This is a genomic window from Spiroplasma endosymbiont of Nomada rufipes (assembly GCF_964277355.1).
GTDB lineage: Bacteria > Bacillota_I > Bacilli_A > Mycoplasmatales > VBWQ01 > Spiroplasma_E.
Genome location: NZ_OZ195517.1, coordinates 900,672 through 916,043 on the forward strand (window position 1 = coordinate 900,672; position 15,372 = coordinate 916,043).

Consider the following 15,372-nt stretch of genomic DNA (forward strand, 5'->3'; position numbering starts at 1 on the left):
ACCTACTTTACTTCTTTATCAGAAGTTACTTCTTGATACTTTTCAACATGTTTACAATTTGGATAATTAGTACACCCTAAAAATTTTCGATTTTGTTTTGAAGATTTAACAACCATTCAACCATCTGTACATACTAAACAAGGTTTAATTTTTTCTAATTGTTTTTGAATATATCGACATTTTGGAAATGCTGAACAACCGTTAAATTTACCATATCTTCCTGTTCTTTGCACAAGTGGGGCACCACAAAGTGGACAATCTTGATCTAATAAAAACGGTTTAATTTTAAACTCAGTCATTTTATCAAAAGCATCATCAATCCTTGGTTCAAACTTAACTCAAAAGTCTTTTACCACTTGATGCATATCAAAATTACCATGAGCAATTTGATCTAATTGAGTTTCAACTTGTGAAGTATATGTCTCATTAATAATATCATAAAAAAACTCTTGAAGTTTATCATTAGTTAAAAGACCTTTCTCAGTAGCTTTAAAAGACTTATTTTCAATAATAACATAACCGCGTTCTTTAATAGTGTTCATAATTGGATTATAAGTCGATGGTCGACCAATTCCTAGTTCTTCTAATGTTTTAATTAATTTAGCTTCTGTGTATCTTGGTTTTGGTTTAGTAAAGTGTTGCTGTAAATTTACTGACTCAACTTTAATAATTTGATTTTTTTCAAATTTTGGTAAAACTAAAAGTTCTTCATTTTCAAGACTTTCTACATCAAGCATTAAAAATCCTTTAAACTTGATTTGTTGTCCTGTTAAACGAAATTGATAATCATTATTTTTAAATAAAACAGTAGTACTAATTAATTGTGCTGGTGCCATTAATGAACTAAGGGCACGAAAATAAATTAAATTATAAAGTTTTAATTGATCTTTATTTAAAAAATCAATAGCACGTTTATTATTCATTGTTAAATCAGTTGGTCTGATTGCTTCATGAGCATCTTGCACATTTTTTTTATTAGTCTGTTCTTTCTTCTGTCCAAGATATTGTTCACCATATTCATTAACAATTAATGTTTTGGCATTTTCAATAAATTTATCATTTAAACGTATTGAATCAGTACGAGGATAACTAATAAATCCAGTAAGTGTTCCATTAACATCAATTCCTTCATACAATTGCTGAGCAATAAGCGTTGTTTTAGCAGTACTAAAATTTAATTGTTTTGATGCTGCTTGTAATAAACTACTAGTAGTAAATGGATTTAATGAATTACGCTTACGATTTTGTTCAGTAACAGAAATTACTTGATAACTATCACTTAATGCATTTTTAATAGCAACTGCTTCTTGTTCATTATTAATAACTAACAGTTCTTCTTTATATTTTTCACAATTTAATATTATTTTTTTTTGATAAGTACTATTAATTGTTCAAAATTCTTTACTAATAAAATTAATAATTTCACGTTCTCTTGTTGCTATTAATTTTAATGCTACTGATTGTACTCTCCCTGCACTACGTGAACCGATCTTCTTTTGTAATAGATTACTTAAGCGAAAACCAATGATACGATCAACCATTCTTCTTGCTTCTTGACTACGAACTAATGGTAAATCAATACTATGTGGAGATTTAAATGCTGTTAAAATTGCATCTTTAGTAATTTCATTAAAAGTTATTCGTGATGATATATTACTTGTTGCTAATACTTGATCTAAATGATAAGCAATTGCTTCTCCTTCACGATCATGATCGGTTGCTAGATAAACATGAGTAATACTTTTTAATTTACTTTTTAATTCTTTTACCTTTGGCATTTTTTTGCGATCAATTTTGTAAATTGGTTCAAAAGTTTCTAAATCAATTCCCAAACCATATTGACCTTTAATTGCTAAATTACGAATGTGTCCATCCGAAGATAACACTAAATAATCATTACCTAAATATGATTGTACTGCTTTACTTTTAACTGGAGATTCCATGATTACTAATTTTGATGGCATCTTATATCTTCCTCTATATATAATTTATTAGCTTTATCCAAATACTATTTTGTAATATATATAACTTTAACGCGAAAGTCAATATTTTTTTGGATATATGCTTTTTTATAAAAATTTTAAATAACTTATTAACAATTAATATATAAATTATGCTATATTTATTTAGTAAAAATTTAATATAAGTTTTTATCCTATTTATTTTTGTAAATAAATAGGTTTTTATTTTGATTTGAAAGGAACATAAAAATGAAATTTTTAAACACAAATGAGAGCAAAATTAATTCTGAAATACTTTCTAATTTATTACAATCAATACTTCCAAATAATCCTCTTACAGTGGGACTAGTATGTCTTGCTGGTGGAATTGGTTACTATTCATGAAATTTTTACAAAAATAAAAAACAAGAATTAAATATAAAAGTAATACAAAAAAATGATGAAAAGAAAACTACATTAAACTCAAATAATCTAACAAATCAATCAAGTAATATAAGTAAATATGAATATAATATGATATTAGATAATAACAATAGCAAAAATGTTGAAGAACAATATGATATGCTAAATGATGATAAATCAGAAATAAATGTTGAAGAACAATATGATATGCTAAATGATGCTAAATCAGAAATAAATGTTGAAAAACAATATGATATGCTAAATGATGCTAAATCAGAAATAAATGTTGAAGAACAATATGATATGTTAAATGATGCTAAATCAGAAATAAACAAAGAAGATGAATGGGTAATAATTGATAATCAATCTAATGTAAAAAATACTATTCATAAAAATATTTTATAGACTATATTTTATAAAATATTAAAAAGAAAAAAAGTTAAAAGAATGAGTTTAATTAAAATTAATTAAAAATCATTCTTTTTAATTTATTTATAAAGAAGAACCTACATTATTTTTAGTTTCTAACATTGTCTGATCTAACATACCATTATTACAAGTTTCTGAACTAGTAAATATTGATAAAGTTTCTTTATCATCATTATCATGTTCACTATCAGTAGTACCACCACTTTCTGATAATGATCGTGAATAATTACTAAATGATGAACTACCATCAGTAACATCACAACTTTCTGATAATGATCCTGATTGATTACCATTAACAGTATTATTACCACTCACTAGAATATTACTATTACCATTTTTGATAAAAACTAGGAATTTGCAATAAAGTAGGAATTTCAAAACTACCACCATAATTTCCTAATTTTAATTCAAATTTCTTGACACCAGCAACAACAATACTACCATTATCATTATCAATTTTATATTTTTTATTTTTAATTGTAATTTTATATTTTTCTAATAATTGCTTAAGATCTTTTTCATATAACATTGGGATTCCTATTTTTTTTGCATTTTCTAAATCATTTTCATTAATAACATATTCTCCTACTTCAAACTTAGAAGGTAATTCACGATATCATTTGATTTTAAATTGATTTTTTTCTAAAAGTGCAAGTAATTTTGCTTATAATGTTGCTAAATTGTAAAGGTAAGTGCAACTAAATTATTTTTCTATCCAAATATTCGATTGGTGAAAGATAATTTAATATTTTTCTCGGTCTTTGATTTAAAGACAATATAAATTTATGAACTTCATTTTTATTAGTTTTTGAAAAAATAAATTTTTTAGGAAATTTTTCTCTAATTAAACCATTAGTATTTTCATTAGTACCTCTTTGTCAAAGTGAATATGGATTGGCAAAATAAATTTTTACATCTAAATTTTTTTCAAGTTGTTGTCAATTTGAAAATTCTTTGCCACGATCAAAAGTAATAGTTTTAACAATGTTTTTAGGAAGAATTGATAAATAATAACTGACATTTTTATTAATAACTTTAGTAGTTCTGTTTTTAACTAATATTGATAAAGTAAATCGTGATACTCTTTCAACTAAAGTTATTAAACATGATTTGCTTTTACCTCGTGATGATACTATAGTATCTCCTTCTCAATGACCAAGTGTTATACGATCATTAACATTTATATCTCGTTCTTTAATTGATTTACCATTAAACTTGCCACGATTCTCTTGAGATTTTCGTTTTTTACCTTTTCTTCTTAAATTTTTACTAGTAACTTTATCAAGCATTCCAAAATAAATTCAAGTATAAATTGTTTTAAAACTAATAACTCATTGTTTATGAAAATTTTTAATTCTGCCATAAATTTGTTCAGGTGATCAACCTAATAGTAATTTTTGTTGTACATATTTTACTAAATTCTTATTTTTAAACTTATGAAAACTAATATGTGATTGTTTTCGATTTTCAGCTTTATTTTGTGCAATTAATGAAAAATAATGATTATTATCTTTATTTCTATTAATTTCTCGAATAATAGTACTATTATTCGATTAAGATTTTTAGCTATTTCACTAATTTTAAATTTAAATTTCAATTGATTCTCAATATAAATCCTTTCATCTATGCCAAGATGTTTATAACTCATATAAAAACTCCTTACTTTTTTCTAAACTAAATTTAGCATTATGAAATTTTTATATGAGAATTTTTTGCAATTTTATTTACTTGCACTTACAAGTATAATTCATCATAAAAATGGTTATTTTTAAATGTAATCAAATAAATTTAAAAACATAATTTTACTTATTTTAAAATAAAAAATTAAAACAACTTATTAAATTAAAAGTTAATAAGAATTTTTGTTATATATTTATGTTAATTAAATTATTAAAATGTTTTTATAATTTATAAAATTGAGTATTTTAATTGTAATATTTTTAAATTAGTAGTAAGATAAATTTAAAATTTCATAAAAATCCAAATTATTTCTTGTCTAAATTTATAATAAGACTACAACGATTTAATTTATTCCGGATTTTTGACAACCGCCAAAAAATATTTACATAATAAAAATTAGTTTTTATTTAAAAATAATCTTTATTACATAAAATATTTTATTTAATGACACACTCTAATTATATATAGATAATATTCAATATTTTTTTACTTTTTCTTTCTTCTTTTTAATACAAATATTGGAATAACAATTGCAAAAAATATTAAAGCAGTAAAACCAATAGTAATAATCATACATATTCTATTTATCTTTTTTTTGTATTGATTTAACTCTTGTGGATTAATAATTTCATAGCCATAATAACTTATAATATTACGTTTACGAAATTTAAAAATAACAATATTAATCATATGAATAAATAAAATAACACCTAAAATAATTGTTAAAGTTATTGCATCTTTAATAATATCAGGAACATTAACTGTTCATTTTTGAATAATAAAAGTTAATTTCTGACCACTAATCAAAAACATAATGCCAATAATAATACCAAGAACAATATAACTACTAATACTTATTCAATTAATAATTATCAAGTTAGCATGAATTTTACGATAATTTCTAATTATAAAATTAGGAGGTAATAATGACCCTTTTAATGTTCTTTCAATATATAAATCCACTTCTCTTCTTAATGTCACAAATTCAATAATATTAATTAAAATAATGGTAAGAGCAATAATTGCTAATGGAATAGTAATTACAGGATGAGGAATAATTTTTATGTTAATCATACCAAAATATAAACCAATAAAAGTTGAAGCAATAATTAATGTCATAACACCAATAAATAATAAAATTAATTGTTTTAGCTTCTCTGATTTAATTTCTCTGCTAATTGGTTTTGGAATTTTAAAACTATTTTTATAACTAACTATTTCCATAGTATTAAATGTTTGTGGTTGATCATAATACATATCTTTTTCTTTAGTAAAGTTTTCATTGATCGGCACTGTCTTTTTTTCTTGTAAAGGTATTATATAAGAACTAGTAACTTGTATATTTTTACCATCATATTTTTTTTCATTATAATCATTTTCATTAAAATCAGAATTATGAATATTTTCTTTATTTTTATTAATTGGTGGTACAACATTGCTAAAATAAGTGTTATTATTAGTTGATTTTTGATAACCTTCTTTATCTGATAACCTATTTTTTTGTGAAAAAAATTTATCAAATAATTTAAATTTTATTTTAGACATATACATCACCTACATTTAATTAGTTAAAATATTTTTTTGTCTTTTTAGAAATATGTTTACTTGAATAAAATTTTCTTTGTAATTTGGCAATTTCATGTTCAATTTCCAAAATTTTATCTTCAAATTGATAATCTTTTTCTTCTAAACTTAAGTATCCTTTAATAGAAATCCTTTTGCGTAAATACATTATTAATAAAATTGATAATAATAACAGAAAAATCAAAAGTGCTAACCCACCCATTGAATATAAAAAAGTAGTAATTGGAATCTCAAAACCTAAAAACTTAATGGTATTAGTACTACTATCATCACTTACTACTGCTAACACTAATTTCACCTCATACATTAGTATATAAATATTATAACAAAAACACCAAATCTAATTAATATTATCTATTTAATAGTTTATTTTCTGTTATAATAATTATTTTAATAATAAAAAAGAATATTATTAATATTCTTTTTCATATGTTCATCCTTCGCTACGTAAATATTTTGCTGCAACAAATTGTGCAAATATTGCTAGAAACAGGCCAAAGAAAGTAATCAATAATAAAACTGTATAATCAAGAATTGGACGATTAATTAAAAATAAATCTTCTGGTGGGCGCTGTAACTCTAAAATAAATCTAATTAAATTTCATCCAAAAAAGTAAAGTCCCATTTGAACACCTGCATGCATCATTCGATAATGATGTGGATTATTTATTTCATAAAGTTTTTTGCTTTTATTTATATAATCATTAATTTTCTTACCAGAAGGTTTGACTTCTGCTAATGCTTTATTTACTACATTTTTTGGTACTTGATTATAATAGTAAACTTCATTTCACATTTTAGTTCAAGTCAAATGTTTTGGGTCACGATTTACTTTATTTCAATATTTTGGATTAAAAGTTATTTTTCCTCAGTATTTAAAATTATTTTTAAAATCAAATTGAAACTTATCTGGCTCTACTTTTCATGGCTTTTTACCAAATCATTTACCAAGATTTGGAACAACAAGTGTAATCACTAATCATAATCCTAAATTAGCAATTGATTCATAAAGAAATATTGGTGCACGATAAACAATTTCACCATTAATAGTTTCTGGAGTGCCACTTGGTCCACCATTTAATTTAAAACAATTATCACGAATAAAAGCAGGTAATCATGATAATGAATCATAACTTACAACGTTACCAAGTAATTCATGATTAAAGAAATTACCTCAACGTCCTAATACCTGTCCTAATAAAATATTAGGAATAATTAAATCACCATATATTCATAATGATATTTTATACTTACGACCAACAAAGTAAAAAATAATTGCACCAGCAATAATTCCAAATAAAACACCACCATGAATAGACATCCCTGGTTTTCAAAATGCAAATTTTTCAAAAAAACTAATTGACTTATTAGGATCATCCTTGCCAAGAAAACTAGCACCAAATAATGAAGCAGGAATAATAAATATTATTGATCATGCTAAAGAATCAGTAGGAACACGATAACGTTTAAATTTTACTCAAGAAGCAATAATTGAAGCAAAAATACCCGACATAATAGCAAATGCATAAACATGAAACCATCCACCATAAGTATCAGTAATGCCGTGAGGTCCAACAAAATCTAAATTTAACATAACAAACACCTCACTTACAAGACCATCTTTTAATATAGAATACCATAACTAACTAAGAATCACAATATAAATAAAGGCAAACAATACATATTACATATATAATTTTGATAAAGTGTAATTGTAATTCACATTTTTTTAGATTTTTTATTGTATATTATTTTTTGCAAATATAAACTTAAATTAAGATTTACCAAAAAACAAATACAAAAAATAATGTATTTTTGCTAAATCTTAATTTAATTTTAAAAAAAAGGAGGGAATAAAAATGAAATTTAAACAATTGTTATTATTAATTACCACTGTTACAAGTTTAGGGATGATATTATCAAATAATAAAATAATTAATAGCAATCAAAATACTACTTTTTTAAATGCTGAATTATACTTGTAAGTGCAAGTAAATAAAATTGCAAAAAATTCTCATATAAAAATTTCATAATGCTAAATTTATTTTAGAAAAAAGTAAGGAGTTTTTATATGAGTTATAAACATCTTGGCATAGATGAAAGGATTTATATTGAGAATCAATTGAAATTTAAATTTAAAATTAGTGAAATAGCTAAAAATCTTAATTGAAGTATTAGTACTATTATTCGAGAAATTAATAGAAATAAAGATAATAATCATTATTTTTCATTAATTGCACAAAATAAAGCTGAAAATCGAAAACAATCACATATTAGTTTTCATAAGTTTAAAAATAAGAATTTAGTAAAATATGTACAACAAAAATTACTATTAGGTTGATCACCTGAACAAATTTATGGCAGAATTAAAAATTTTCATAAAGAGTGAGTTATTAGTTTTAAAACAATTTATACTTGAATTTATTTTGGAATGCTTGATAAAGTTACTAGTAAAAATTTAAGAAGAAAAGGTAAAAAACGAAAATCTAAAGAAAATCGTGGCAAGTTTAATGGTAAATCAATTAAAGAACGAGATATAAATGTTAATGATCGTATAACACTTGGTCATTGGGAAGGAGATACTATAGTATCATCACGAGGTAAAAGCAAATCATGTTTAATAACTTTAGTTGAAAGAGTATCACGATTTACTTTAGCAATATTAGTTAAAAACAGAACTACTAAAGTTATTAATAAAAATGTCAGTTATTATTTATCAATTCTTCCTAAAAACATTGTTAAAACTATTACTTTTGATCGTGGCAAAGAATTTTCAAATTGACAACAACTTGAAAAAAATTTAGATGTAAAAATTTATTTTGCCAATCCATATTCACCTTGACAAAGAGGTACTAATGAAAATACTAATGGTTTAATTAGAGAAAAATTTCCTAAAAAATTTATTTTTTCAAAAACTAATAAAAATGAAGTTCATAAATTTATATTGTCTTTAAATCAAAGACCGAGAAAAATATTAAATTATCTTTCACCAATCGAATATTTGGATAGAAAAATAATTTAGTTGCACTTACCTTTACAATTTAGCTTTTTTATAATTTTGTTTATTCATAAAACATCTCTAATATTTTATTAGAGATGTTTTTAAAGATACTTTATAAATATATTAAACTTATATATTTGCTTGTAAATTTGATTTATATAAAAAACTATTACTATTTTTTAACTTTAATTTTATTTCTTTAAAAAAATCAAATCTTTCTTTTTCTTTATAATCATTAGAAAATATTTCTAAAGTTTCAGCATCAGATTTTTCATAAAAATGATATATATTATTGAATACTTGCTCTTGTGTTTCTTCTTCTTTTATTACTCGATATATAAAATTAAGAACTGAACACATTTTTCGATATTTATTATCTTTTCTTAAAGCATTATTAAATTTTTCTTTTTGTTTAGTATTCATTTTTGATATTTTTGAACTATTTTTAACGTTTGTTATATCAATTTCTTCATCGACTAAATAAACTATTTGATCTAAAAAATTTAATACTAATTCATCTACATTTTTTGATTTATATTTTTTTAAGGTTTCTAAATAAGTATCTGCTAAATTAATTGCTAATAAATTTAAAAAATTATTTAAAACTTTTGTTTTTAAATTTTTATTGATATTTAAATCCATTATCAAAACTCCTTAAAATCACCTTCAATAGAGTGATTATATCAATTTTAACCTCATATTTTTGTAAATACAATATTACTTTATTTTTTTACCTTTAATTCGTTTTCTTTTAAGTTCCAATTCTAATTTAGGATTATTATCATGTTTTAAATAATAATTTTGTCTATTTATAGTTAATTTATTTTCTAATATTAACCCTAATCTTTTAGTTTTTTCTTCAGCTAATTCTTTTTGTAATTTTCTGTCTTTTTCATTTTCAAGTGATTCATGTTTAAATCTAGAATCTTGTAAATCTTTTTCATGTTGTCTTTGTTTTTCTTTATCAATTAATTTTGCTTCAATCTTAGCTCTATTTTCTATATACTTTTTAATACTTTTAAAAATAGAAATTGGGTTCAAACAATCAATTATTTTTAATAAAATTTTCACATAACCCCCTACTCCCCATTTAAGTGATTATTATTAATATACTTATTATAAATTAAAATTTTATCAATTTCTTAGGGAATTGTTTTTTTATTATATCATTTTATTTAAACTTGCTTTTAATTTATTTTTCTATGAATACTAGATTTATTATAGAAAATTATATCATTTTATTTATAATTTTTATAAATAAAATGATATAATAAAAAATATAAATAAATTATTTATAAAACTTTGAAATGGGGAATATAAAATGATTAATAACATAAAAAATATGATTAAAAATTACTCTAGAGAAATTGAGTGTCACGCAATAATAAAAAATAATTTAGAAAATAATCATTTAAAAAGTCAAGAGAATTTAATTAATATTGAAATGCAAAAAAAATTACATAAAAATTAAAATGGAAATAATTGCAGAATTAAAAAAATACTATATATTTAACATAAAATTGTGAGAAATCTCATTTTTATTTCAAAATATGCTTTGTGAAAATAAAAAATTAATTGACTTAAATAGATCAATTAATTTTTTATTTTCAAATAATCCAATTTAGAAAAAAACAAAGCAAATATTTATAACTTTTTTATTAATTTTCTTCATCTATTTTTAAAACAGCACGAAATGCTTCTGGTGGTAATTCAACATTACCAATCGATTTCATTTTTTTCTTTCCTTCTTTTTGTTTTTCTAAAAGTTTTCTTTTTCTTGTAATATCACCACCATAACATTTAGCAATAACATCTTTTCTAACTGCTTGCACAGTTTGACGAGCAATAATTTTATTATTAATAGCAGCCTGAATAGCAACTTCAAAATTTTGTTTTGGAATTAATTTTTTTAATTTTTCACATAAAACACGCCCACGATCATAAGCAAAATCCTTATGAACAATAACAGATAATGCATCAACAATATTACCTGCTAATAAAATATCCATTTTCACTAATTTACTTTCCTGATAACCAATTAATTCATAATCTAATGAAGCATAACCTTTTGATATTGATTTTAATTTATCAAAAAAATCAATGACAATTTCATTCAGTGGCATATTATAAATAAGAGTTCTTCGTAAATTATCAGTATATTTTAAATCTAAATAAGTTCCGCGTTTATCCTGACATAATTGCATCAATGCACCAACATATTGTTCTGGTGTCATTATTGTTACTTGCACAAATGGTTCTTCTACACTTTTAATTGTCTGCACAGTTGGTCATTTTGCTGGATTATCAATTATTAACTTTTCACCATTAGTTAAATTTACTTCATAAATTACAGAAGGAGCTGTTGAAATTAAAACTAAATTATATTCACGCTCTAAACGTTCTTGAATAACATCCATATGTAATAACCCTAAAAAACCACAACGAAAACCAAAACCTAATGCTTGTGATGTTTCAGCAGTAAAAATTAATGAGGCATCCGATAATTGAATTTTATATAATGCATACTTTAATTCTTGATATTTATTAGTATCAATTGGATATAAACCACAATAAACCATTGGTTTTAAAGTTTTATAACCCGGTAATGGTGCATCAGCAGGATTAATAACACTAGTAATCGTATCACCAACATGAATATCACTAATTATTTTAATTGCACCACTAATTCAACCAACTTCACCAGCTGTTAACATTTCTCTCTTTTCTTCTTTTGGTGTGCGTACTCCTAATTCAGTAATTTCATATTCGGCACCAGTTGACATCATTCTTACTTTATCGCCAACTTTAATTACACCAGTTTTAATTCTAATAAATGCCATCACTCCACGATATTTATCATATAATGAATCAAAAATTAAAGCACGCAATGGTTCATTATCATCAGCATCAATTGGATAAGGAATATATTTAATAACTGCTTCTAAAACATCGCGAATATTAATACCTGTTTTTGCAGAAATTAAAGGCGCATAATCAGCAGGTAAACCCAATACTTTTTCAATTTCTTCCTTAACTTTTTCTGGTTCAGCACTTGGTAAATCTATTTTATTAATAACAGGAATAATTTCTAAATCATTATCTAATGCTAAATATACATTTGCTAAAGTTTGTGCTTCAATACCCTGAGCAGCATCAACTACTAAAATGGCACCTTCACATGCTGCTAAACTACGCGATACTTCATAAGTAAAGTCAACATGACCTGGAGTATCAATTAAGTGAAGCAAATAAGTATGACCATCTAATGATTGATATTTAAGTTGTACACTATTTAGTTTAATTGTAATGCCACGTTCACGTTCTAAATCTAGTGAATCTAACAATTGATTTTTCATTTCCCTTTTTGAAACAGCATTAGTTAATTCTAAAATACGATCAGCCAAAGTTGATTTACCATGATCAATATGGGCAATAATTGAAAAATTTCTAATGTATTTTTTATCGATACTCATAATATTATTTATTCACCTATCTTTTGCTTATAAACTATTTACTATGTTTTAGTATATCAAAGTTTAAATAAAATTAAATCGAAAGTTGCAGATAATGTTATAAATATATTAAACTATCACTTAACAATATATGAAAAGATATATACATAAATAACTAGTTTTTAAAATCATGTAAAATTATAATAACAAAAAATAAAGGAGGGGGGTTGTTAATAATATGAAAAAAATATTAACAACATTAAGTATTTTATCAATTACAATTACTGTTGGAAATGTAAATAATGTTAATTTAAATAGTAGTTGGCAACAAAATGTACATATAATTAATAAAACTCAACAGGACACAATTTACATTGACAAAGATGGAGAACAAATAACAAATAATGAAACAGATTTATCAAATATAAATAGCAAAGAAATTGTTCAAATTGGATTTTATAAAAACATTATTAATCAAATTCAAGTGGTTAAAATGCCAAAAACAATTCAAAAAGTGCCAGATCAATTACCATCAAAAATAACATCATTAAAACATATGTTTTGAGATGCTATTGTCTTCAATCAAGATATTTCAAAGTGAGACATTTCAAAAGTAACAGATTTAAGTCTTATCTTTCAAAATGCCATTGCATTTAATCAAAGTCTTGCAGATTGAAATACATCAAATGTAATAAATATGAATTCAATGTTTGCTGATGCTTTAACATTTAATCAAAATATTTCAAATCGAAATACTTCTAATGTAACAAATATGAATAAAATGTTTTTTAATGCAAGATCATTCAATCAAAACCTTTCAAAATCAAATGTAAAAAAAATAATAGAACACAGTAATTTTGTTACTGGCTCAAAAATTTATAATCCCAGTAAATTACCAAAATTTAAACAATAAAAAAATTTAATAAGAAAAAGATAAGGTGGTAAATAATTATGAGAAAACTGCTAAGATTTATATTATCTTTAATGGTTGTAACACCAACAAGTATTAGTTTAGTTGCTTGTGGAGGAGCAGTATATCCTGTACATAAAAAAGATTTAAAAAGTTTATCTGATAACTTAGACATTACAACAATTGATAATAATGTAAAAGTTTTTAAAGTTGAATTAATTAATAAATTAAGAAAAAAACATTTTCAAATTTACAACTAAGCGATGTAAAAATTAGTAAAAATAATAATATACCTCTACAAGATGCTGATATTAAAAATAGAAAATTAATTATAAAAATAATTGCATTAAGTACTTCTATAAACTTTACTGGTGAAAAAACGATAAATATAAATATTACAACCACACAAGAGAAAAAAGACTTAAATTTACTTATAGCAAATCAAAACCTAGGATTTATTAAAATTTTAGCAAAAAATTTAGCTGAATTATACTTGTAAGTGCAAGTAAATAAAATCGCAAAAAATTATCATATAAAAATTTCATAATGCTAAATTTAGTTTAGAAAAAAGTAAGGAGTTTTTATATGAGTTATAAACATCTTGGCATAGATGAAAGGATTTATATTGAGAATCAATTGAAATTTAAATTTAAAATTAGTGAAATAGCTAAAAATCTTAATCGAAGTATTAGTACTATTATTCGAGAAATTAATAGAAATAAAGATAATAATCATTATTTTTCATTAATTGCACAAAATAAAGCTGAAAATCGAAAACAATCACATATTAGTTTTCATAAGTTTAAAAATAAGAATTTAGTAAAATATGTACAACAAAAATTACTATTAGGTTGATCACCTGAACAAATTTATGGCAGAATTAAAAATTTTCATAAAGAGTGAGTTATTAGTTTTAAAACAATTTATACTTGAATTTATTTTGGAATGCTTGATAAAGTTACTAGTAAAAATTTAAGAAGAAAAGGTAAAAAACGAAAATCTAAAGAAAATCGTGGCAAGTTTAATGGTAAATCAATTAAAGAACGAGATATAAATGTTAATGATCGTATAACACTTGGTCATTGAGAAGGAGATACTATAGTATCATCACGAGGTAAAAGCAAATCATGTTTAATAACTTTAGTTGAAAGAGTATCACGATTTACTTTAGCAATATTAGTTAAAAACAGAACTACTAAAGTTATTAATAAAAATGTCAGTTATTATTTATCAATTATTCCTAAAAACATTGTTAAAACTATTACTTTTGATCGTGGCAAAGAATTTTCAAATTGACAACAACTTGAAAAAAATTTAGATGTAAAAATTTATTTTGCCAATCCATATTCACCTTGACAAAGAGGTACTAATGAAAATACTAATGGTTTAATTAGAGAAAAATTTCCTAAAAAATTTATTTTTTCAAAAACTAATAAAAATGAAGTTCATAAATTTATATTGTCTTTAAACCAAAGACCAAGAAAAATACTAAATTATCTTTCACCAATCGAATATTTGGATAGAAAAATAATTTAGTTGCACTTACCTTTACAATTTAGCAAACTAATAACTCACTCTTTATGAAAATTTTTAATTCTGCCATAAATTTGTTCAGGTGATCAACCTAATAGTAATTTTTGTTGTACATATTTTACTAAATTATTATTTTTAAACTTATGAAAAATAATATGTGATTGTTTTCGATTTTCAGCTTTATTTTGTGCAATTAATGAAAAATAATGATTATTATCTTTATTTCTATTAATTTCTCGAATAATAGTACTAATACTTCGATTAAGATTTTTAGCTATTTCACTAATTTTAAATTTAAATTTAAATTGATTCTCAATATAAATCCTTTCATCTATGCCAAGATGTTTATAACTCATATAAAAACTCCTTACTTTTTTCTAAACTAAATTTAGCATTATGAAATTTTTATATGAGAATTTT

19 protein-coding genes are annotated in these 15,372 nt (G+C 23.0%); 7 read left to right on the forward strand and 12 right to left on the reverse strand.

From position 1 onward, the window contains the following. Nucleotides 1–2 precede the first annotated feature (2 nt). On the reverse strand, nucleotides 3–1,964 hold the full coding sequence (topA, locus tag ACICQF_RS04940) for a type I DNA topoisomerase (RefSeq protein WP_395472992.1): 1,962 nt from the start codon (nucleotides 1,962–1,964) through the stop codon (nucleotides 3–5). A 246-nt stretch (nucleotides 1,965–2,210) separates the two neighbouring features. Here topA and ACICQF_RS04945 point away from each other — a divergent pair, with 246 nt between their 5' ends. Beyond that, entirely contained in the window at nucleotides 2,211–2,768 is a 558-nt protein-coding gene (locus ACICQF_RS04945) for a hypothetical protein (RefSeq protein ID WP_395472993.1), read from the forward strand. 87 nt (nucleotides 2,769–2,855) lie between these two features. On the opposite strand, the gene ACICQF_RS04950 is transcribed toward ACICQF_RS04945, so the two are convergent. The 7 genes from ACICQF_RS04950 to ACICQF_RS04980 form a co-directional block, all read right to left on the reverse strand. Next, nucleotides 2,856–3,107 carry a hypothetical protein gene (locus ACICQF_RS04950; RefSeq protein ID WP_395472994.1) on the reverse strand — a complete coding sequence of 84 codons (252 nt, stop codon included), beginning with the start codon at nucleotides 3,105–3,107 and terminating at the stop codon, nucleotides 2,856–2,858. A gap of 13 nt (nucleotides 3,108–3,120) precedes the next feature. Continuing rightward, nucleotides 3,121–3,321: a hypothetical protein gene (locus tag ACICQF_RS04955; RefSeq protein ID WP_395472995.1), complete on the reverse strand. Its 201-nt coding sequence runs from the start codon at nucleotides 3,319–3,321 to the stop codon at nucleotides 3,121–3,123. A 169-nt stretch (nucleotides 3,322–3,490) separates the two neighbouring features. Then, nucleotides 3,491–4,330, reverse strand: a complete 840-nt coding sequence (locus ACICQF_RS04960) for an IS30 family transposase (RefSeq protein ID WP_395473709.1) — start codon at nucleotides 4,328–4,330, stop codon at nucleotides 3,491–3,493. Next, nucleotides 4,279–4,440 (reverse strand): hypothetical protein, encoded by a 162-nt coding sequence (locus ACICQF_RS04965; protein WP_395472996.1) that lies wholly within the window; start codon nucleotides 4,438–4,440, stop codon nucleotides 4,279–4,281. The genes ACICQF_RS04960 and ACICQF_RS04965 overlap by 52 nt, the downstream gene beginning before the upstream one ends. Before the next feature lie 518 nt (nucleotides 4,441–4,958). After that, on the reverse strand, nucleotides 4,959–6,017 hold the full coding sequence (locus ACICQF_RS04970) for an MSC_0882 family membrane protein (RefSeq protein ID WP_395472997.1): 1,059 nt from the start codon (nucleotides 6,015–6,017) through the stop codon (nucleotides 4,959–4,961). A gap of 19 nt (nucleotides 6,018–6,036) precedes the next feature. Continuing rightward, nucleotides 6,037–6,345 carry a hypothetical protein gene (locus ACICQF_RS04975; protein WP_174480536.1) on the reverse strand — a complete coding sequence of 103 codons (309 nt, stop codon included), beginning with the start codon at nucleotides 6,343–6,345 and terminating at the stop codon, nucleotides 6,037–6,039. A gap of 123 nt (nucleotides 6,346–6,468) precedes the next feature. Beyond that, a complete protein-coding gene (locus tag ACICQF_RS04980; protein ID WP_342267150.1) occupies nucleotides 6,469–7,650 on the reverse strand; it encodes a prolipoprotein diacylglyceryl transferase in 1,182 nt (393 codons plus the stop codon). A 265-nt stretch (nucleotides 7,651–7,915) separates the two neighbouring features. Between ACICQF_RS04980 and ACICQF_RS04985 the strand changes: the two genes are divergently transcribed. Together ACICQF_RS04985 and ACICQF_RS04990 are read left to right on the forward strand one after the other, a co-directional pair. Then, nucleotides 7,916–8,041 (forward strand): hypothetical protein, encoded by a 126-nt coding sequence (locus tag ACICQF_RS04985; protein ID WP_395472998.1) that lies wholly within the window; start codon nucleotides 7,916–7,918, stop codon nucleotides 8,039–8,041. A gap of 86 nt (nucleotides 8,042–8,127) precedes the next feature. Continuing rightward, a complete protein-coding gene (locus ACICQF_RS04990; protein WP_395472999.1) occupies nucleotides 8,128–9,078 on the forward strand; it encodes an IS30 family transposase in 951 nt (316 codons plus the stop codon). 108 nt (nucleotides 9,079–9,186) lie between these two features. Here the strand turns inward: ACICQF_RS04990 and ACICQF_RS04995 are convergent, their stop codons facing one another. Both ACICQF_RS04995 and ACICQF_RS05000 read right to left on the reverse strand, forming a co-directional pair. Continuing rightward, complete coding sequence (locus ACICQF_RS04995; RefSeq protein WP_395473000.1) at nucleotides 9,187–9,699, reverse strand: hypothetical protein; 513 nt, start codon at nucleotides 9,697–9,699, stop codon at nucleotides 9,187–9,189. Between the two features lie 75 nt (nucleotides 9,700–9,774). Then, on the reverse strand, nucleotides 9,775–10,128 hold the full coding sequence (locus tag ACICQF_RS05000; protein ID WP_339038933.1) for a hypothetical protein: 354 nt from the start codon (nucleotides 10,126–10,128) through the stop codon (nucleotides 9,775–9,777). 250 nt (nucleotides 10,129–10,378) lie between these two features. On the opposite strand from ACICQF_RS05000, the gene ACICQF_RS05005 reads away from it, so the two are divergent. Further along, nucleotides 10,379–10,528 (forward strand): hypothetical protein, encoded by a 150-nt coding sequence (locus tag ACICQF_RS05005; RefSeq protein WP_339038931.1) that lies wholly within the window; start codon nucleotides 10,379–10,381, stop codon nucleotides 10,526–10,528. A gap of 187 nt (nucleotides 10,529–10,715) precedes the next feature. On the opposite strand, the gene lepA is transcribed toward ACICQF_RS05005, so the two are convergent. Beyond that, nucleotides 10,716–12,524 (reverse strand): translation elongation factor 4, encoded by a 1,809-nt coding sequence (gene lepA, locus ACICQF_RS05010; RefSeq protein ID WP_395473710.1) that lies wholly within the window; start codon nucleotides 12,522–12,524, stop codon nucleotides 10,716–10,718. A gap of 223 nt (nucleotides 12,525–12,747) precedes the next feature. Here lepA and ACICQF_RS05015 point away from each other — a divergent pair, with 223 nt between their 5' ends. The 3 genes from ACICQF_RS05015 (at nucleotide 12,748) to ACICQF_RS05025 (ending at nucleotide 14,955) form a co-directional block, all read left to right on the forward strand. Further along, the gene (locus ACICQF_RS05015; protein WP_395473001.1) at nucleotides 12,748–13,422 is read left to right on the forward strand and encodes a BspA family leucine-rich repeat surface protein; all 675 of its coding nucleotides are present in this window, start codon (nucleotides 12,748–12,750) and stop codon (nucleotides 13,420–13,422) included. Nucleotides 13,423–13,460: 38 nt separating this feature from the next. Further along, nucleotides 13,461–13,679, forward strand: a complete 219-nt coding sequence (locus ACICQF_RS05020) for a hypothetical protein (protein ID WP_395473002.1) — start codon at nucleotides 13,461–13,463, stop codon at nucleotides 13,677–13,679. 325 nt (nucleotides 13,680–14,004) lie between these two features. Further along, the gene (locus tag ACICQF_RS05025) at nucleotides 14,005–14,955 is read left to right on the forward strand and encodes an IS30 family transposase (protein ID WP_395473003.1); all 951 of its coding nucleotides are present in this window, start codon (nucleotides 14,005–14,007) and stop codon (nucleotides 14,953–14,955) included. Here ACICQF_RS05025 and ACICQF_RS05030 read toward each other — a convergent pair. Next, nucleotides 14,952–15,308, reverse strand: coding sequence for a transposase (locus ACICQF_RS05030; protein WP_395473004.1), 357 nt, complete (start codon nucleotides 15,306–15,308; stop codon nucleotides 14,952–14,954). The two genes, ACICQF_RS05025 and ACICQF_RS05030, sit on opposite strands and share 4 nt — an antisense overlap. Nucleotides 15,309–15,372 lie beyond the last annotated feature (64 nt).